At 38.8% G+C, this 18,059-nt stretch carries 21 protein-coding genes and 1 riboswitch; of the genes, 4 read left to right on the top strand and 17 right to left on the bottom strand.

Features of this window, described 5'->3' with window-relative positions:
• Positions 1-79: 79 nt before the first annotated feature.
• Positions 80-1,156, top strand: a complete 1,077-nt coding sequence (locus HCJ30_RS11605) for an Lmo2079 family surface lipoprotein (RefSeq protein WP_185392279.1) — start codon at positions 80-82, stop codon at positions 1,154-1,156.
• A 41-nt stretch (positions 1,157-1,197) separates the two neighbouring features.
• On the opposite strand, the gene HCJ30_RS11610 is transcribed toward HCJ30_RS11605, so the two are convergent.
• The 15 genes from HCJ30_RS11610 to HCJ30_RS11680 form a co-directional block, all read right to left on the bottom strand.
• The gene (locus HCJ30_RS11610) at positions 1,198-2,031 is read right to left on the bottom strand and encodes a MetQ/NlpA family ABC transporter substrate-binding protein (RefSeq protein ID WP_008948664.1); all 834 of its coding nucleotides are present in this window, start codon (positions 2,029-2,031) and stop codon (positions 1,198-1,200) included.
• Between the two features lie 64 nt (positions 2,032-2,095).
• The gene (locus HCJ30_RS11615) at positions 2,096-2,770 is read right to left on the bottom strand and encodes a methionine ABC transporter permease (RefSeq protein ID WP_185392280.1); all 675 of its coding nucleotides are present in this window, start codon (positions 2,768-2,770) and stop codon (positions 2,096-2,098) included.
• A complete protein-coding gene (locus tag HCJ30_RS11620; protein ID WP_185392281.1) occupies positions 2,767-3,789 on the bottom strand; it encodes a methionine ABC transporter ATP-binding protein in 1,023 nt (340 codons plus the stop codon). Before HCJ30_RS11620 ends, HCJ30_RS11615 begins: the two co-directional genes overlap by 4 nt.
• Positions 3,790-3,878: 89 nt before the next feature.
• A riboswitch (SAM riboswitch) is annotated at positions 3,879-3,997 on the bottom strand.
• A gap of 108 nt (positions 3,998-4,105) precedes the next feature.
• Positions 4,106-4,294 carry a hypothetical protein gene (locus HCJ30_RS11625; protein WP_185392282.1) on the bottom strand — a complete coding sequence of 63 codons (189 nt, stop codon included), beginning with the start codon at positions 4,292-4,294 and terminating at the stop codon, positions 4,106-4,108.
• Between the two features lie 78 nt (positions 4,295-4,372).
• Positions 4,373-5,515, bottom strand: coding sequence for a histidine kinase CesK (gene cesK, locus HCJ30_RS11630; RefSeq protein ID WP_185392283.1), 1,143 nt, complete (start codon positions 5,513-5,515; stop codon positions 4,373-4,375).
• The gene (gene cesR, locus HCJ30_RS11635; RefSeq protein ID WP_185392418.1) at positions 5,505-6,200 is read right to left on the bottom strand and encodes a response regulator CesR; all 696 of its coding nucleotides are present in this window, start codon (positions 6,198-6,200) and stop codon (positions 5,505-5,507) included. The genes cesK and cesR overlap by 11 nt, the downstream gene beginning before the upstream one ends.
• A 75-nt stretch (positions 6,201-6,275) precedes the next feature.
• Positions 6,276-7,151, bottom strand: coding sequence for a cation diffusion facilitator family transporter (locus HCJ30_RS11640; protein WP_185392284.1), 876 nt, complete (start codon positions 7,149-7,151; stop codon positions 6,276-6,278).
• Positions 7,152-7,343: 192 nt separating this feature from the next.
• Positions 7,344-7,574 carry a thioredoxin family protein gene (locus tag HCJ30_RS11645; protein ID WP_260444435.1) on the bottom strand — a complete coding sequence of 77 codons (231 nt, stop codon included), beginning with the start codon at positions 7,572-7,574 and terminating at the stop codon, positions 7,344-7,346.
• A 139-nt stretch (positions 7,575-7,713) separates the two neighbouring features.
• On the bottom strand, positions 7,714-8,091 hold the full coding sequence (gcvH, locus tag HCJ30_RS11650; protein ID WP_185392285.1) for a glycine cleavage system protein GcvH: 378 nt from the start codon (positions 8,089-8,091) through the stop codon (positions 7,714-7,716).
• Between the two features lie 40 nt (positions 8,092-8,131).
• Positions 8,132-8,485, bottom strand: a complete 354-nt coding sequence (locus HCJ30_RS11655; protein WP_185392286.1) for an arsenate reductase family protein — start codon at positions 8,483-8,485, stop codon at positions 8,132-8,134.
• Between the two features lie 157 nt (positions 8,486-8,642).
• Positions 8,643-9,818 (bottom strand): rod shape-determining protein RodA, encoded by a 1,176-nt coding sequence (gene rodA / locus HCJ30_RS11660; RefSeq protein ID WP_185392287.1) that lies wholly within the window; start codon positions 9,816-9,818, stop codon positions 8,643-8,645.
• 74 nt (positions 9,819-9,892) lie between these two features.
• Positions 9,893-11,065: a rod shape-determining protein RodA gene (gene rodA / locus HCJ30_RS11665; protein WP_185392288.1), complete on the bottom strand. Its 1,173-nt coding sequence runs from the start codon at positions 11,063-11,065 to the stop codon at positions 9,893-9,895.
• Positions 11,066-11,206: 141 nt separating this feature from the next.
• Entirely contained in the window at positions 11,207-11,998 is a 792-nt protein-coding gene (locus tag HCJ30_RS11670) for an ABC transporter ATP-binding protein (protein ID WP_185392289.1), read from the bottom strand.
• Complete coding sequence (locus HCJ30_RS11675; RefSeq protein ID WP_003732470.1) at positions 11,995-13,005, bottom strand: FecCD family ABC transporter permease; 1,011 nt, start codon at positions 13,003-13,005, stop codon at positions 11,995-11,997. The genes HCJ30_RS11670 and HCJ30_RS11675 overlap by 4 nt, the downstream gene beginning before the upstream one ends.
• Entirely contained in the window at positions 13,005-13,976 is a 972-nt protein-coding gene (locus HCJ30_RS11680) for an ABC transporter substrate-binding protein (RefSeq protein ID WP_185392290.1), read from the bottom strand. Before HCJ30_RS11680 ends, HCJ30_RS11675 begins: the two co-directional genes overlap by 1 nt.
• 155 nt (positions 13,977-14,131) lie before the next feature.
• On the opposite strand from HCJ30_RS11680, the gene HCJ30_RS11685 reads away from it, so the two are divergent.
• Together HCJ30_RS11685 and HCJ30_RS11690 are read left to right on the top strand one after the other, a co-directional pair.
• Entirely contained in the window at positions 14,132-14,296 is a 165-nt protein-coding gene (locus tag HCJ30_RS11685; protein WP_185392291.1) for a hypothetical protein, read from the top strand.
• Positions 14,297-14,428: 132 nt separating this feature from the next.
• Positions 14,429-15,190, top strand: coding sequence for an alpha/beta hydrolase (locus tag HCJ30_RS11690; RefSeq protein ID WP_185392292.1), 762 nt, complete (start codon positions 14,429-14,431; stop codon positions 15,188-15,190).
• Between the two features lie 36 nt (positions 15,191-15,226).
• On the opposite strand, the gene gad is transcribed toward HCJ30_RS11690, so the two are convergent.
• On the bottom strand, positions 15,227-16,630 hold the full coding sequence (gad, locus tag HCJ30_RS11695; RefSeq protein WP_185392293.1) for a glutamate decarboxylase: 1,404 nt from the start codon (positions 16,628-16,630) through the stop codon (positions 15,227-15,229).
• Between the two features lie 125 nt (positions 16,631-16,755).
• On the opposite strand from gad, the gene HCJ30_RS11700 reads away from it, so the two are divergent.
• Entirely contained in the window at positions 16,756-17,064 is a 309-nt protein-coding gene (locus HCJ30_RS11700; RefSeq protein ID WP_185392294.1) for an SdpI family protein, read from the top strand.
• A gap of 61 nt (positions 17,065-17,125) precedes the next feature.
• On the opposite strand, the gene licT is transcribed toward HCJ30_RS11700, so the two are convergent.
• On the bottom strand, positions 17,126-17,983 hold the full coding sequence (gene licT / locus HCJ30_RS11705) for a BglG family transcription antiterminator LicT (RefSeq protein ID WP_185392295.1): 858 nt from the start codon (positions 17,981-17,983) through the stop codon (positions 17,126-17,128).
• Positions 17,984-18,059 lie beyond the last annotated feature (76 nt).

Raw genomic sequence — 18,059 nt, forward strand, 5'->3', positions numbered from 1 at the left:
TATTGTTGTAACGTAACAAAATTGCAACATAATAACTTTTTTGTAATAAACGATTAATTATTGAAGGAGAATTTAAAATATGAAGAAAGCAATAATGGCTGCGACCATCTTTGTATTGCTTTTAGCCACTTTATCTGGGTGTAGCTCCCCCAAGTCCGACTTCACTGCTGCCTTACAAAAAACAGCTGAAAATCGACAATATACAACAAACGTAACTTTCCAAGTGAACGACCTTTCTGAAGGTTATGTAGAACAACTTGGACCTGAAATTGACTTAAACCAACTAAAAAAATCAAACATTCAATATAAAATTTCCGTTGATAGCGATTCTGCCTCTTCGTATAGTGCCTACACCGTCCACTGGAAAGGCGAACAGCCACTTGACTTAACGGTACACGCATTACAAAACAGTGACGATGGCAAAGCTTATATCCCAGTGTCGGATATCTATGACGATTCTGAAAGCATCTCGAATTTGCTACCAGAATCAGCAGCGAAAATTTTCAATCAAGTGCTTAAACAAAACAAAGACTTAGAATCAAAATACTTAAATTTATTCGAAACAATCCAAAACTTTTCTAATCAAACCATTGATACTGAAACCGTAGACCGCCAAGCACAAGAATTGAAGAAAATTGAAGAAGATGCCGGTATTGCGATTTACAGTTATCTAAACGACCTAGACGACCAGCATTTCACCTCTAAAGACAACGGTGATGTCGTTCTAAAATTATCTAAAAACGAAATCAGCGACTTAATCAATGCCGTGTTTACAGAACTTAACGATAACGGAAATATTGTCGCACTTATTTCAGAAATTGATGGCAGTACGCAAAAAGCAGCACAGAAAAAATGGAATGCGGCGCAAAAGAGCGTCCAAACAGCTTTGAAAGAATTAACAGGCAACGAAGCGCAAACCTTGGATTTCAATTTAACCTTAACACCTGACAGCAAAAAAGGCTTCAGCAAAGCGACTATCACTACTAAATTTGAAGATACGAAAACAAAAGACTTAATGAACTTCACAACAACAGTTGATATGCTCGACTACGAAAAAGTCCCTGCAATGCCAGAAGGTAAAGACATTGTTTCCAAAAAAGAACTAGATAAAGCCATTTCTGATGGACTAAAATTATATTTAAGCAGCGAACAATAAAAAAATCCTTTTACCACTGCGGTAAAAGGATTTTTTTCTATTTATTTATCAACCGGAACAACTGCGCCGTCCCATTCTTTCGTAATGTAATCTTGAATTTCTTTAGAATGTAGTACTTTCACTAGCTCTTTAATGTTTTTATCGTCTTTTTTCTTCTCCGTAGTTACAACGATATTTGCATATGGAGAGTCTTTACTTTCGATTGCAATTGCATCTTTAGAAGGGTTTAAGCCTTGGTCTACAACAAAATTCGAGTTGATAGCTACAACATCGCCTTCTTCGTTATTGTAAGCAGTCATCAAGTAGGCTGGGTCAAAGTCATATTTGAATTTCAAGTTTTTCGGATTATCTTTAATATCGTCAAATGTTGCATCTTGTGGTTTCACGCCATCTTTCAATGTTAAAAGTCCGTTGTCCACAAAAATACCAATGACACGCGGCCAGTCAGATTTTGAGTTAGAAAGTAATACTTGTGCGCCGTCTTTCAAGTCTTTAATGTTTTTTACTTTTTTAGAATAAAGGCCCATTGGCTCGATGTGAATTGCACCAACATCCGCAAATTTGTATCCTTTTTCTTTTTCTTCTAGTTCAAGATATGGTTTATGTTGGAAATAGTTAGCATCTAAATCGCCTTCGTCTAGAGCTTTATTAGGCATAACGTAATCTGTATATTTAACAATTTTCAAGTCAATTCCTTTTTCTTTCAAAATCGGTTTTGCTTGTTCTAAAATTTGGGCATGGGGTGTATTCGAAGCTCCCACTACCAATTTGTTATCGTCTTCTTTGCTAGATGAAGCTTTATCTGAGGAGCTGCCGCAAGCTGTAAGTACTAAAACTAAACTTAATGTGAAAATGAAACCAAGAACCTTTTTCATGAAACTCTCTCCTTTTTTGCGGGGATTCCGCGTTTTTTTATATAAATTTCTTCATATACATTGGTTAGCGTTTATCGGTTCGTTTTGTCAGGAAGTCGCCGATAAACTGGAAAATAAAGACGATAATTAAGATAATAATTGTCGCGAGTACGGTTACATCAGGTTGTCCACGTTGGAAGCCTTCGAGATACGCCGCATTTCCGAGGCCACCTGCACCAATGACACCTGCCATCGCTGTGAAACCAACGAGTGAAATGGCTGTCACTGTGATACCAGAAATAATCGCTGGCAAGGCTTCTGGGATAAGCACTTTCCCAATAATGGTAAACATGTTGGCACCCATCGATTTTGCTGCTTCAATAACCCCTTTATCTACTTCACGAAAGGCAATTTCTACCATTCGACCATAGAACGGAGCAGCCGAGATAATTAAAGCTGGTAGTGCTGCTTTCGGCCCGATTACTGTTCCGACAAGCGATTTCGTCATCGGTAAAAGTAGTACGATTAAAATAATAAAAGGGATTGAGCGGAACACATTGACCAAGATGGCTGTTATCCAGTAAAGAATGCGCGCTCCGACATGCTTTTTGTTGTTTGTTAAAAATAGCAGTAAGCCTAGTACAATCCCTAGTAAGAAGACTGCGAATAATGAGGTTAGTGTCATGTATAGCGTTTCTTGGGTTGCGACCCACATCATTTGAAAATCAACATTTGGAAATAATTCTTGTAATTTAGTCATCGTTCTAACACTTCCGTTTCTACTTTAAGTTGACGTAGCTGTGTTAGACTCGCATTTATCGCATCTTCTGTACCTAAAATCTGTACGTAAAGCGTTCCGTATGCGCCGTTTTGTGTTTGCGTTAAGTTGCCGTGAAGGACATTTAGCAATACATCATTTTCTTTTGCTACTTGGGATATGACTGGTTGGGTGGCATTTTCGCTCATAAAGAGTAGTTTGACGATTTTGCCTTCGGAGTAATTATCTAGGAGTAAGTGGATGAGTTCTTCGGTTTCGTCTGAGTCGGTAACTTGGCGAACGAAGCGCTTCGTTACTTTTTCTTGGGGGTGGCGGAAAACATCTAATACGTCGCCGAGTTCGACTACTTTTCCGTTTTCCATTACTGCGACGCGATTACAAATTTTTCGGATTACGTGCATTTCGTGGGTGATAACGATGATTGTTAAGTTGAGGCGTTTATTGATATCTAGGAGGAGTTCTAACACTTCATCGGTTGTTTGTGGATCTAGTGCAGATGTTGCTTCATCGCAAAGCAGCACTTTTGGATTATTTGCGAGCGCTCTTGCGATACCGACCCGCTGTTTTTGACCACCGCTTAGTTCGGCTGGATAAGCGTTTTCCTTCCCTTCCAAACCAACAAGACGGATAAGTTCATTTACACGAAAACGTCTTTTTTCGCCGCGCACACCTGCAATTTCTAACGGGAATGCGATATTTTCCGCGACTGTTCGTGACCACAATAAATTAAAATGCTGGAAAATCATCCCGATTTGTTGGCGCGCTTTTCTTAGTTTTCCACCGCGAATTTGACTAATCAGTAAATTGTCGACTTCAACAGATCCCTCTGTTGGCAATTCCAGTCCATTAAACATCCGAATCAGTGTACTCTTACCAGCTCCGGAATAACCTACTACGCCGAAAATCTCGCCTTGTTCAATTTCTAAATCGACATGGTCGACTGCGAGAACTTTGTTGTTTCTGGACGTGTATTCTTTTACAACGTTCTGTAACGTAATCATCTCTATCACCTTTTCTACATTCTGATATACAAAAAAGCCTTCCTGCTGATGAGCAGAAAGGCAGCATTTTTTCAAATGGACTAGCTTCCTTCTCATCTTTCAGAACAATTCGCTGTTCTGCATGACTTAGCACCTTAAACACATAATGAATTACTGTTTAGGTTGCTGGGTTTCATAGGGCATTTCCCTCCACCACTCTGGATAAGATTTCTACATATTATTAAATCACTTCATTTGTGACTATAGTGACGTTTCTTGTTTTTTCATATTACCTTGTCTAGTAAACTTTGTCAATAACTTTTTTACTTATATCGATTTATTTGTAAGTTATTTCACTAACTATACAACTATCTCCCATTTCATCTTCACTAGCCATTTGAGAGGCTATTTTAATTTGGGCCCTATTTTGATATTTTAATTCGCTATTATTCACTTGAACTATGTACATAAATACTGCAATCACCGTGATACAAGCAACAACAATTAAAACAATATGTTTTTTCATTTTCCTCTCCTCCGTGATTTATATTCTACCGAAAGAACATAAATCACGAGGAAAGAAACATTTAAGAATTGTTAAAGATTAAATCAGCGGCAATTTGACGATAAAACTGGTTTTGCGGTTTTTGCTTTCTGCAGTAACAATTCCGCCGTGTTTTTCAACGATAGACTTCGCAATCGCAAGCCCTAATCCCGTTCCTGTTGTCGTCCGATTTTTATCTACTTTATAAAAACGTTCGAACAAGTAAGGTAAATCGACATTCGGAATTTCTTCGCCGTAGTTTGTCACGCGAATAACCGCCATATTATCTTCTTTTTTAGCGCTGACATCAATTTGTTTATTGCCCTCTCCGTATCTAAGCGCATTCGAAAACAAATTCTCAAATAAGCGCATGATTTGGTTGCCATCGCCGCCGATAATTAATTTATTGGCATCAAAATGTTCGATGATTTGCATGTTGCGTTCCGCCGCTCGTCCGTCATATTCAGCGACTAATTGTCGGAGCAATTCAATAATATCCAATTCATCTTTTTTCAAGCGGTATTCCACGCTATCAAGTCTCGTATAAGAAAATAAATCATCAATTAGTTTATGCAAATGGCGCGCTTTTCCGTAAACAAGCTCGGTATAATAACGCAGCTCAATTTCATCGCGATAACGATCTTCGTGAATATAACTTAAATACCCTAAAATCGAAGTCAACGGCGTCCGCAAATCATGAGAAACATTTGTAATCAAGTCATTCCTAGCTTGCTGGGCTTGTTCCTCTTGCTGCATCAATTTTTTCTGCCGTTCCCGCATATTTTCAATGTTGCGTTCCAATTCTTGGATTTCCGGCACAAAACTCTCAGTATCGACCGGTTTCCCGTCATTTAGCGCAAAATTGATTGTCCGTAATTGTTTTTTCAATATTCTTTGACGCATAAACCGATAGAAAAAGGAAAAGAATAAACAAGCGATTAAAAAGATAATCAAAAATTTCAGCGATAGCATCCAAAAAGATTGCATGATTCGCGTATATTTATTCGTTCCAAATAGTTGCACGATGGCTTGTGATACTTCCCGTAAAAACAAGGAATCATCACGGATGGAAATGCTCCATAAATAAATAGTCTGGATAGTAAGCAAAGCCAAAACCCAAGAAGTAACTGCAAAAAAAGTCGCCTGCCAAATATTCATCACGTGACTAATTTTCGTAAACAACATTTCCAGTTTAGATTTCAATTTTGTACCCTACTCCCCAAATGGTCTTAATCACGTTTTCTCCGCCCATCGCCTCGCGCAATTTATCCCGCAAATTACTGATATGAACCATGACCGTTTTACTTGCTCCGAGCGCTTTCTCTTGCCAAATTTTCTCGAAAATATATTCGGAACTAAAGACGCGACCAGGTTCACTTGCTAATAAAAATAAAATATCAAACTCAGAAGTCGTCAAATGCAGTTCTTTGCCGCTAACGGTTACTACATGCAATCCACGGTCGACCACGATAGGCCCGATGACCACTTTATCTTGGCTAGCAGGTTCCGCTTGGCTCATTTGCTGCATTCGTCTTAGAATCGCTTTTACGCGTACAGAAAGCTCTAATGGGTTGAACGGTTTGACCATATAATCATCCGCCCCTGTTAATAGCCCCATAATTTTATCGTTATCTTCTGCTTTTGCGCTCAGCATTAAAATCGGTGTCAAAATCCCATTATCTCTCATTAATCGGCATACTTCTAAGCCGTTCATTTCAGGCATCATTATATCTAAAATCACTAAAGTTGGCTGTTTTTCTTGTACTAAACGCCATACTTCCGCACCATCGTACGCTTGATAAATCGTATATCCTTCATTTTGTAAATATAATTTCACTAAATCAACAATTTCTTTGTCATCATCAGCAATTAAAATAGAAGTTGTCATACTCATTGTCCTTTCCATTCTTATTTCTACCTATTGTAACACTTTAGCAACAAATCGAATAGAAAGAACCTTGTTTCAAACTCTAGTAAAAACGCGTTCTTCTTCTGGCTCTAGGTGGATTAGAACTTCCGCTTTCGCATAAAAATTCATAATCTCTGCCTCAATTTCATCACAAAGCGAATGCGCACTTTCAATCGTCATCGTGGAAGATACAACTAAATGGAAATCAATATATTCTTCTGCGCCCGCCCGTCTCGAACGAAAATCATGAAATTCAATAAATTTTGTTTTATGCGCTAAAATAATCTGTTTAATAGCCTCTTCTTCATCAGCAGATAAACGTTTATCCATTAATGGTGGGAAAGACTCTTTTAGCAGTTTATATGCCTCGTACATGATGTAAAACGCCGTTAAAATCGCAATGACTGGATCTAACCAAAGCCAGCCCGTTATGTATACAAGGAACAAACTAAGCGCAATACCAAGTGAAGTGAAAACGTCTGTATACAAATGTAACGCATTCGATTTCATCGCAACCGAATTCGCTTCATCTGCCGCTTTTTTTATCACACGTGACACAATAATATTAATGATAGCACCAAATAGCATCACCATAATACCAAGCGCCGGAAAACGAATTTCGTGTGGATTCACTAGTTTATTAACCGATTCAACAATAATCCAAATCCCCGCCACAAAAATAAGTAACGTTTCAATCGTTCCCGCAATATTTTCTGCTTTTCCATGTCCATATGGATGATCTTCATCGGCCGGTTGATTAGAAATCCGAATCGAGAAGAAAGTGATGATTGACGCAAATAAGTCCATTGACGAGTGAATCCCTTCCGAAATCACTGCCACAGAACCTGTAAAAAAGCCGACAATCAATTTAAGTACAACAATTACAAAATTACTACACACAGATAAAATAGTAAGATTAGAATGGTTCATAGAAAAAGCCTCCGATATATTATGTTTCACCAAAAATTTCTCTTTATAAAACACGTAAATTAACAACTTGAACATCTTACCACAAGCAGTAGAATTGTGTCTATAGCAACGTTTTTAGCTAAACGCAGTTCTATATCGGCTGCGAAACTTTTTTGTATCGAGGCAAAATTCAACACAGAAAAAATCCCTGTATTACTTGCTATACAGGAATTCAAAAATAGCGGTTGCATCATGTAATTGATAACTCAAATCTGCTGGCTTACCATTCTTAAATTTCACTAGCGCCGGGACAGAAGTGATTTCAAGGGTTTGCGCAATTTCAGGCACGTAATTCAAGTCAACTTTTGCGACTTCATGCTTAATGCTGTCTGCCTCCAAAACCACGTCTACCAATCGACTTGCTATCTGGCAGCTACCACACATCGGCGTAAAAAAGAAAACGACAAAGTCCGCGTCATTTTTTTGCGCCGCGCTTAAAGTTTCTTTTTCCCAAATTTCCAGAAAAAACGCCTCCTATCAAAAAAAGCCAGCTTCGGTTATCCCAAGCCGGCCTTCTAAAAAATTAATCTAATACTTTTTCGTAATCATCACTTGATAAAAGAGCCGCAACGTCTGCTTCTTCCACTTCTTCAAGTTTTAAAATCCAGCCTGTATCGTATGGATTACTATTAATTAGTTCTGGTTCATCTTCTAACGTTTCATTAACAGCAACTACTTTACCAGTTACTGGTGCGTAAAAATCAGATACTGTTTTTACAGATTCAATGCTCCCAATCGAGTCGCCTTTTGTTACAGTATCGCCAACTTCTGGCAATTCAACAAACACGATATCCCCTAATTGATCTTGAGCAAAATCCGTAATCCCAATAACGTAACTACCGCCGTCTGCTTTCACCCATTCATGTTCTTCTGTGTACAATAAGTCTTTTGGTAAACTCATTCTCAAAACTCCTCCTTTTTCGTGCAATTATCTATATTGACTATTTCCAAGTTGCTTCAAAATCGCCTTCTTTAAAACCAAGCGTTACTTCTTTGCCATTCGTAGTTAATGGTCGTTTGATTAACATACCATCTGAAGCAAGTAATTCATAAGCTTCTTCCGGCGAAAGTGTATCGAGTTTGTCTTTCAGTCCTAGTTCGCGGTATTTAATACCACTAGTGTTAAAGAAACGACGGATTGGAAGCCCGCTAGCTTCATGCCATTGTTGTAATTCTGCGGCAGTCGGGGTTTCAGTCTTAATGTCTACTTCTTTAAAATCAACGTTTTCATTCTCAAGCCATGCTTTTGCTTTCTTGCAGGTGCTACATTTTGGATACCAATAAAAATTAATCATTTTGTCTCTCCCTCCGATTGCATTCTATTACTATCATAGTGCATTTTTTCAGAAAGTACAAATGGCAACACTTAGAAAAAAGCAGAGAGTTTGAAAGCGTATTCATTAGTCTTTCAAAAAAATACAAAAGCCATTATCGACTTCTGTATTTTTACTTTTATGATACTTGATTTTCTTGTTTTACTTCAAACATTGATTTCTTAAAGTTAAACCTTATCCCGAGCACGAGCCCGACTGCCATCATGTTTCCGAGCAGGGCGCTACCTCCGTAACTAATAAATGGAAGCGGAATACCGGTAATCGGAAGCAAACCAATATTCATCCCGACATTTTCCAGTACGTGGAACATCAGCATCATCACAACACCCGTACAAATATAAGAATAAAATGGTACAGCGACATCAAGTGCGACACGAATAATTTGGTAAATAAGCAAGAAATAAATTGCCAGTAAAATACTAGCGCCGATAAAGCCATAATCACCGGCTACAATGGTAAAGATAAAGTCATTATGATTTTCCGGAATTGCAATCGCGTCATATCCCGCACCGTTTCCAGAAATCTGTCCGGAACCAATTGCCGTCATCGCTCGCAGCACTTGGTAGCCCCCGCCTTGAGGGTCATTTTCCGGGTTAATCCACGTCGTAATCCGCTCAAATTGATACGGTTTGAAACCAAGACTCGTCAGCCAATTTTGATGATAAATAACCATCCAAATCAGCGCCGTCCCAATCGCCGCAATCGAGCCAAACAGCGGCACGATGATTTTCCAAGTAATCCCAGAAATAAGAATCATTCCCGACATAATTGCGATAAATACTAGCGCCGTCCCTAAATCGGGTTGCAACATAATAAGAATAAGCGGAACTAACGTAAATACGCCGATTTTTATTAGTAACCAAGCATCCATTTTCAAATTATGAACTTTGTACGTCCGGTTATGATCCCAAATCACTTTCGCTAAAACGACAATTAAGATAACTTTTACAACCTCAGATGGCTGAATGTTCCCTAAAAATGGAATAACAATCCAGCTTTTCGCACCTTTTACTTCCTTCCCAAAAAGCAACACAAACACAAGTAAAAATAGGCCTAGTCCATAAAAGTAATAAGCCCATTTCGTAAGCCGGTCATAATCTAGTTGCATCACGACAATAATCGCAAAGGTCGAAACCACGAACCACATACCTTGCTTGACAACAAAGTTTGCATCGTATTGATTATTTGTTAATTGCGCACTATAAATGGACACCAAACTGATTATCATAAGTAACATCATCGATAAAACAATCCCGTAATCAATGCGTCCAGCTAGTTTATTTTGTTGATTCATTATTTAATTACTCCTTACTGGTTGGTTTGATAAACAAAACTAACTCTTTCTCCCAAACAGTTTAAAAAAGAAAATCACATGAAACGATTTCCTTTTTCTAAGTTAACTTCCGGAGCATTGTATCTCGCCGATAACACGAGCCCAAGTGCCATAAACGCGCCAAGAAGTGAGCTTCCCCCATAACTGACAAAAAGTAGTGGAATACCGGTAATTGGAAGAAGACCAATCGTCATCCCGATATTTTCTAAAACGTGAAATAAAATCATCGAGCAAACACCCGTACAAATATACGAGTAAAAAGGAATATTTATATCTAAAGCCACTCGAATTATTTGGTAAATCAGTAAAAAGTATAACATAATAAGCACACAGCCACCAATGAAACCGAAATTCCCACCAACAATAGAGAAAATAAAATCATTATGGTTTTCCGGAATCGCAATTGCCTGATTACCGATACCATTCCCTTGTAACTGGCCTGAACCAATCGCCTGCATCGAACGCAGCAACTGCATCCCGTCACCAAGCGGATCCTCTTCCGGCCTTAACCAAGAAGTGATACGTTTAAATTGATACGGTTTGAAGCCGATTTTTTGTAATACTCCAGGGCTGTACATAACTAAATAAATTAAAGTTCCACCAATAACAGCAATCGAACTAAAAACTGGTAATAAAATTTTCCATGTCACACCACTAATAAATACCATACCAACAATAATCGCAATAAAAACTAAAATTGTTCCAAGGTCCGGCTGAAGTGCTACAAGACCCAGTGGAAGAATAGAAACAATACCTATTTTTAAAAGTAATTGCATATCTAAGCTTACGGTATGTAATTTGTATTTTTTGTTATGGTCCCAAATTACTTTTGCAAGTGCTAAAATTAAAAAACTTTTCATTAATTCCGATGGTTGTAAGCTCCCTAGCGATCCGATACTAATCCAACTTTTGGAACCTTTTCGCTCGTCACCAACAATTAATACAAGCACAAGAAGTAAGTTACCGATTCCATAAAGATAGTACGCCGCCCATTGCAGTTTATCATAGTCGAAAAAAAGTACAATAACAACAACGACACCTGTAGAAATAACAATCCAAATAGACTGTTGCAATAAGAAATTATTTGTATACTGGTCGTTAACAAGCCCAGCGACATAAATCGCTACAAGACCAATAACACATAGCAACATCATTAAAAATATAATCGAATAATCTACTCGAACTGCCTTTTTTCTATTTCTAGCCATTGTTTTCCGTCCTTTTATGTTTGAATTTAAATGTAAAGAGGCTGCTATTCTTAAAAAGAGCAACAGCCTTCATCTATTATAATAAAGTTTACCTTGGATAGGAAGCTTTTTCACCAAATTCTAATCTTCTTTCTGTTTTCTTTAATATTCAAACCGGGTCGAAGCAAGCGGATGAATATGCTGTTTGCCGTCTTTTTCGGTAATGTCCGCCGTAATATGGAAAACATCGCGAAGCAGTTCGGTAGTGAAAACCTCTCTAGGCGTACCATTTTCAACTAATTGTCCATTTTCACACACAAAGACATAATCACTATAAATCGCCGCTTGATTTAAATCATGTAAAACGAGCACAATAGTTAAATTATATTCTTTATTTAAATGCACGAGTAAGTCTAGCAATTCCAGTTGATGCGCAATATCCAAGTAAGTAGTTGGTTCATCTAGTAGCAAAATCGGTGTTTTTTGCGCGAGCGCCATTGCTAGCCAAGCGCGTTGACGTTCACCGCCCGATAATGAATGCAGCGGTCGATAAGCTAGTTCCTCTAAATTACATACCTTAATGGCCCACTGAATGACAGCCTCATCCTCTTCTTGTAAAGTGGAAAGCCAACTCCGGTGTGGCAATCGACCGTAAGCAACCAAATCATGTACCATCACATCGACCAAACCTTCTGGCGCCTGTGATAGCATCGTCATTTTCTTCGCTAAGTCTTTGGAAGGAATCTCGATAATATTTTTTTCGTCCAATAAAACTTCTCCACTATCTGGTTTCAAAAGGTGCATCATCAAACGAAGCATGGTTGATTTTCCTGAGCCATTTGGACCGATAAGTGTGGTGATTTTACCTTCTGGAATGCGCGCACTCACATTTTTCATTTCAAAGTCTCTTTTACGCGCGAAAGATACATTTTTTAGTTCTAATGCTGGCTTCATGATGCAACCCTCCCTCTTTGAAGTAAGAATAAGAAGAATGGTGCGCCAATCATCGCAAGCAGGATTCCAACCGGCAGCTCAATCGAACCAAACCAGCTTCTCGCCGCTGTGTCAGCAAAACCCACTAATAAAGCCCCGCCAAGTGCGGATAGTGGTAATAAATACTTGTAGTCATTACCGATAATTAAACGGAAAATATGCGGCACAACCAGACCAACAAAACCAATCAATCCGGCTACGCTGACCGCAACCCCACTTAGAAACGCCGCTAACATAATAATGAAAAAGCGGTGTCGTTCTACAGAAAAGCCAAGCAATTTCGCCGCATCATCCCCAAGGAGTAACACATTGGAAGAACGAATTGCAAAACCACTTAAAACAAATCCGACCAACATATATGGCCAAATCATATCCAAATGATACCAACTTTTCCCAGAAAGCGTCCCTGTCATCCACGAAATAACACTTTGGACCCGGTTGCTATAAAGTACCATTACGCCAGACGTCATCGCCCCAATAAAGGCATTAATCGCAACCCCGGACAAAATGACACGTAACGGAGAAACGCCGCGGTCCCATGCAAGTAAGTAAATTAAAATGGCTGTACCAAACGCACCTAAAAATGCACCAATCGGCACAAAAGAAGCTAATGCCGGAAATGCTAATGTCATCAAAATCGCGACAAATCCACCACCCGCCGAAACCCCAATCACTCCCGGGTCAGCTAATGGATTCCGCATCACGCCCTGTAGTAAGCAACCAGCAATCGCTAGCGCCGCGCCAACCAAGAACGCAATTAATAACCGCGGCAAACGTAAATTCCAAATCAATTGATTTGCAAGGTCGCTCCCACCACCAGTTAAAGTTTGCCAAGCGTCACTATATGTAACTTTCACGGACCCAGTTGTCAGCCCGTAGAAAAAAGCTAAAATAAGTAAAACGATTACTACAATAAAAGTTATCCGTCTACGTTTTCGCCGCGGATCGTGCGCCTTCACAGTTGTCATTAGTTATCCACCTTATTTATTTCATCTGTCATATAATCCAATGCTTGATCAATTTTCATACCAGGATTCGTTCCGAAAAGTTCTGCCGGAAGTACGACAATATGATCATTTTTAACAGCGCTTGTTGAGTTCCAAGCTTCATTTTGTTTCATTTCTTTCTTAAATGCTGCTTCTGTTTCTTTTTCATCCCCACCGTGGATCATTAGGAAAATCACTTCTGGGTCAGCAGCAACAATTTTTTCTACATTCATCGATGCATATTGCGGAAAGTTTTCCACGCCTTTAAAATCTTTCGCGACATTTTCTCCACCAGCAATTTCTAACACATTTCCACTTAACGAGGATGGCAGTGCCGCGTAATTACTTCCGGGAGCTCCTAGAACAAGGAGTGCGCGTACTTTTTTACCTTGTTGCTTCTGCTTCACTTCTGCTACCTTTTGATCAATACTCGCTTCTAACTCTTTCGCTTTCGTTTCTTTACCTAAAAGTTCGCCAAGTACGGCTGTTTGTTTTTTAATTTCGTCAATGGAATTCGCTCCAGTCAGCACCACTTTCGGGCCGACACCTTCCATTGCGGGAACATCTTTTAAATTTTGCTCGGAACTTGCTACAATCGCGTCTGCACCAAGAGCGGCAATTTTTTCTAAGTTTAAATCATGGGTATTACCGACTTCTGTTGCTTTCTTCGCACCGGCTGGAACACCGCTTGCGTCCGTCGTTTGGCGACCAACTACCGTTCCACCAAGCGCATAGATAATATTCATATCTGCATTCGTTAGCGCGATAATTCGTTCTGGTTTTTTATCAAAAGAAACATCACGACCAGCCATATCTGTTATTGATAGAGCCGCTTTCGCTTTTGTTTCGTTTTTGGTTGTTTCATTATTTGTATCCGTTGCAGTATCATTTCCACACGAAGCAAGGAGTAGTGCGGCTGTTATACTTAACGTCAATATAGTAATTTTCTTCATAATTCCCCTCCACAATACTGTCCTTTTCATTTTACTAAATTATAACACGATATTCAAAAAGACGAACCCCTAATTGAGAATTATTTTCATCTATATCCAAATAGTCGATATTTTCCAGCTGATACTTTATAATTAACATAAGGAGGCGATGAAAAATGACCGACAATCTTTTTCCAAATCTATCGCATGAAAATTGCAAAGAAACGATGCCCCCAGTCACAACGGAACAATTCAAAGAAGCCGCCATTCTCGAAAAGAATCGCAAACTTGAAGAAATTTTAAACATCGTTGATAAAAAGAAGCTAAGTATTAAAAAATAACGAGGACCTGTTCGCGCAGGTTCTTTATTTTACATTTAATTCCGAGTTAACTCATAAGATAAGTTATATTTATTTTATTTCGCTTGAAAATCATGTATACTAGAAAAAAAGACACGTCAGGAGGCCCCTACATTGGCTATTTTAGAACTAAATTTTAAATCTGAATGTTTAGCTATGCAAACAAGTGTAACGGTGATTTTGCCCGAAACAGAAACACTTTACCATGGCTCCATTTCTAAATATAAAACATTATATATTCTGCATGGCTTATCTAATAACCACACAACTTATGTACGTAATACAAATATCGAACGCTACGCCACGGAAAAAGGACTCGCTGTCATCATGCCCGCCGCAGACCATAGTTTCTATTCTAACATGGTTCACGGTCGCGACTTTTTCGAGTTTGTTAGCACAGAACTTCCACACGTAATGAAAAACTGGCTGCCACTTTCCGACAAAAGAGAAGATACTTTCATTGCTGGGCATTCGATGGGCGGTTACGGTGCGTTCAAAGTTGCACTTACTTTCCCAGAAAAATTCCAAGCCGCAGCAAGTATGTCCGGCGTCATGGATATTAATTATATCATTAAAGAAGACTGCTTCGAAAATTTCAGCACACGTGCCATCACCGGCGAAATGACCAGCCAAACTGGTACGGAAAACGATCTCTTTCATTTATTAGAAACCAACCTAAACAACCAAACCGAATTACCAGCCCTTTTCCAAAATTGCGGCACAGAGGATTTCCTTTATGAGGATAATATTCGTTTCCGCGATTTTGCACTTGAGAGAAATGCCCCGTTAGAATATCGCGAAGGCCCCGGCGACCATGACTGGGAATTTTGGGATAAAAGCATCAAAGAAATCATTGACTGGCTACCACTTTCATAAAAAGAAGACTTGGACACGCCATCCAAGTCTTCTTTTTTAATGCGTAAATCCGTAAGAATCATTGCGTCCTTTGTCATGATAAAGCACTCTGGCATGCTCTAAATTATGAAGTGCATCTCTGAAATCAGCAGCAAATTCTTCCGCCACATTATGACCCAAATCTGCCCGGCAAACAAAACGTTGAATAATGGTATCACTTAAATCAGCCGGTAGTGGATACGCCGGAACTTGCCAGCCTTTCATCAAAAGTTGGTCAGCAAGATCGTACAAAGTCCACTCCACATCAAGTCCGTCCTTCATTTTATAACACACAATTGGCAAATTCGCGCCATCATTAATAATCTCAAAATAGCCGCTTTTTTCTACTGTTTTTGTGAGGTAAAGCGCCGTTTTCTTTGTTTTTTCGTGAATTTCTCGGTAACCTTCAAAGCCATAACGCAAGAAATTATAATATTGACCGATAATTTGGCTCGCACTACGGGAAAAATTAATCGCCATCGTCGGCATCGAACCACCTAAATAACTTACTTCGAAAATAAGTTCTTTTGGCAAATATTCTTTATCTTTCCATAAAATCCAACCAACACCTGGATAGACTAAACCATATTTATGACCAGAAGTATTAATCGAAACAACATTTTTCAAACGGAAATCCCAAGGCAATTCTGGGTTCACAAATGGTGTAAACATCGCGCCACTCGCCCCGTCAATATGAATGACTAACTGATGCTCATTTGCTTCATTATAAATTTCTACTTTTTCATCTAACAAAGCAATATCGTCAAATTTGCCAGTATAAGTGATACCTAAAATCCCGACAATCCCAATTGTGTACTCGTCGACGAAATCAAATACTTTATCCACATCGATGCTAAGATGCTCTTTATCCATTGGTACGACGCGCATATCAACATCCCAGTAGACACAAAATTTTTCCCAGCACACTTGATAACCTGATGAAATAATTAAGTTAGGGCGTTTTGCCTGAATATCTAGGCCGCGCTTTTCTGCATTATTACGCCAGCGAAACTTCATTGCCAAACCGCCCAGCATGCAAGCTTCCGACGAGCCAACTGTAGAAGTTCCTAGATAAGCCATATCTTTTGGCGCATTCCATAAATCTGCCAAAATATTGACACAGCGATTTTCTAGTTCAGCTGTCTGCGGATACTCGGATTTATCTATCGCATTTTTCGCGAGCGTTTCTGACATCAGTATTTCTGCCTCTTTTTCCATATAAGTCTGGCAAAAAGTCGCTAAATTTTGCCGTGCATTCCCTTCATCCATCAGCTGATCTTTCACAAGTTGGTAAGCAATACGCGGTTCCATTGGTTCTTTTTTTAATACATATTTTGGGATACTCGTGCTTTCTTCCTCAGATCCAAAGAGCGGGATTCGATAACTTTCATGTTTTCGCTTGTCGTTTTCACTATAAAGCATCTTTTTTCCTCCTTTTAACTAACTGATCATCTTCCCTCACCAATACCCTTAAACCAAAGAGGCAAACCGTTCAATTTTTCACAATAATTTGTTATACTACGATGGTACATAAAAGGAGGTTTCCTATGCTTGATTTAATTTTTCCGCTTTTGCTCATTATTCTTGGTATTATCTACCGGGTCAATCCGCCCAAAAATAAAGAAAGCCGCTTTAGTTACCGAACGAAAGCTTCTTTAAAAAACGAAACTACTTGGCAAAAAGCGCATCACTTGCTTGGGAATTACTGGATAATTATCGGTATTTTGCTTCTAGTTTTATCACTCGTACTAGCTTTCATCCCAATGCACGCCTTTGTTCGCAGTTCTGTTTTATTAACGACAAGTATTTTCGCCGTGCTATTTTCCGTCATATTAGTCGAGAAAAAATTACAATAAAAAAAGCACCGCGTTAAGCAGTACTTTTCTGTAATCCATTACATATAAGTCCAAAAAAAATTTAGTCTTCCTTTTTAATTATCGTATTACGTTCTGTGACGCGATAAATATGAATTGTAAGGTAGACACGTTCGTCTCTTGTTAATTCTGTATGATGCGTATTAATTAAATATGCATCAATTTTTTTCGTGCATTTAAAAGCTTCGGGGTACTTGAGTTGCACTTGTTCGTATAAAAAGTCATCGCCGGAATCGACAATTTCTTTTCGAAGTAAACGTTGTGCGAAATACTGTAAATGTGTAATAAAGCGTGTGTAGTTCAGTGAAGTTTCATCTAAAACCATGCCATAGTGATACGTAACGATACTTAAAATATCTTGAACAATTTGGGTCATTGCTACTGTCATGTGCATTTGTTGTCCGTCTTGTCTAGCGTTTACAATGTGAAGTGCGATAAAACCAGCCTCATCTTCATCCAAGCGAATACCAACTTCTTGCTCGATAAAATCTAAAGCCTTCATGCCAACTAAATATTCCGCATGATAAAATCGTTTTATTTCCCACAATAGTGCGTTTTTCAAGTTGATACCTTGATTATACCGTGACACTGCGAAATTAATATGGTCCGTGAGAGTCAAATAAATATTGTCACTTAAATCTGTTTCCAGCGTTTCTTGCGCATACTGGACAACATCATCCGCAACACGTAAATGTTTCAGTGGTATCTCGCTAAGTAATTCAGAGAGCTTTTCTGAAAGTTCATGTGTTTCCATTACGAATGTTTTTTCAATATTGGCTACCTCCACCTCATCTCCAATCTTCTTTTGAAAAGCAAGACCACGGCCCATCACTACAGACTCCTTGCCACTTTTACCCTCGGCGATTACAACATTGTTATTCAGTATTTTTTTGATAATCATGCATTTTCACCTCTTTCAAAAGAAAAAAACCCAAACTAATTCCAATGCTATTGATATCAAAATAGCACTTGAATTA

The sequence above is a fragment of the Listeria cossartiae subsp. cossartiae genome, assembly GCF_014224155.1.
GTDB lineage: Bacteria > Bacillota > Bacilli > Lactobacillales > Listeriaceae > Listeria > Listeria cossartiae.

What these genes read in the sequence shown, in the direction of transcription:
- HCJ30_RS11605 (WP_185392279.1), top strand. Translation starts at nt 80, where the DNA reads ATGAAGAAAGCAATAATGGCTGCGACCATCTTTGTATTGCTTTTAGCC.
- HCJ30_RS11610 (WP_008948664.1), bottom strand. Translation starts at nt 2,031, where the DNA reads ATGAAAAAGGTTCTTGGTTTCATTTTCACATTAAGTTTAGTTTTAGTA.
- HCJ30_RS11615 (WP_185392280.1), bottom strand. Translation starts at nt 2,770, where the DNA reads ATGACTAAATTACAAGAATTATTTCCAAATGTTGATTTTCAAATGATG.
- HCJ30_RS11620 (WP_185392281.1), bottom strand. Translation starts at nt 3,789, where the DNA reads ATGATTACGTTACAGAACGTTGTAAAAGAATACACGTCCAGAAACAAC.
- HCJ30_RS11625 (WP_185392282.1), bottom strand. Translation starts at nt 4,294, where the DNA reads ATGAAAAAACATATTGTTTTAATTGTTGTTGCTTGTATCACGGTGATT.
- cesR (WP_185392418.1), bottom strand. Translation starts at nt 6,200, where the DNA reads ATGACAACTTCTATTTTAATTGCTGATGATGACAAAGAAATTGTTGAT.
- HCJ30_RS11640 (WP_185392284.1), bottom strand. Translation starts at nt 7,151, where the DNA reads ATGAACCATTCTAATCTTACTATTTTATCTGTGTGTAGTAATTTTGTA.
- HCJ30_RS11645 (WP_260444435.1), bottom strand. Translation starts at nt 7,574, where the DNA reads ATGTGTGGTAGCTGCCAGATAGCAAGTCGATTGGTAGACGTGGTTTTG.
- gcvH (WP_185392285.1), bottom strand. Translation starts at nt 8,091, where the DNA reads ATGAGTTTACCAAAAGACTTATTGTACACAGAAGAACATGAATGGGTG.
- HCJ30_RS11655 (WP_185392286.1), bottom strand. Translation starts at nt 8,485, where the DNA reads ATGATTAATTTTTATTGGTATCCAAAATGTAGCACCTGCAAGAAAGCA.
- rodA (WP_185392287.1), bottom strand. Translation starts at nt 9,818, where the DNA reads ATGAATCAACAAAATAAACTAGCTGGACGCATTGATTACGGGATTGTT.
- rodA (WP_185392288.1), bottom strand. Translation starts at nt 11,065, where the DNA reads ATGGCTAGAAATAGAAAAAAGGCAGTTCGAGTAGATTATTCGATTATA.
- HCJ30_RS11670 (WP_185392289.1), bottom strand. Translation starts at nt 11,998, where the DNA reads ATGAAGCCAGCATTAGAACTAAAAAATGTATCTTTCGCGCGTAAAAGA.
- HCJ30_RS11675 (WP_003732470.1), bottom strand. Translation starts at nt 13,005, where the DNA reads ATGACAACTGTGAAGGCGCACGATCCGCGGCGAAAACGTAGACGGATA.
- HCJ30_RS11680 (WP_185392290.1), bottom strand. Translation starts at nt 13,976, where the DNA reads ATGAAGAAAATTACTATATTGACGTTAAGTATAACAGCCGCACTACTC.
- HCJ30_RS11685 (WP_185392291.1), top strand. Translation starts at nt 14,132, where the DNA reads ATGACCGACAATCTTTTTCCAAATCTATCGCATGAAAATTGCAAAGAA.
- gad (WP_185392293.1), bottom strand. Translation starts at nt 16,630, where the DNA reads ATGCTTTATAGTGAAAACGACAAGCGAAAACATGAAAGTTATCGAATC.
- HCJ30_RS11700 (WP_185392294.1), top strand. Translation starts at nt 16,756, where the DNA reads ATGCTTGATTTAATTTTTCCGCTTTTGCTCATTATTCTTGGTATTATC.
- licT (WP_185392295.1), bottom strand. Translation starts at nt 17,983, where the DNA reads ATGATTATCAAAAAAATACTGAATAACAATGTTGTAATCGCCGAGGGT.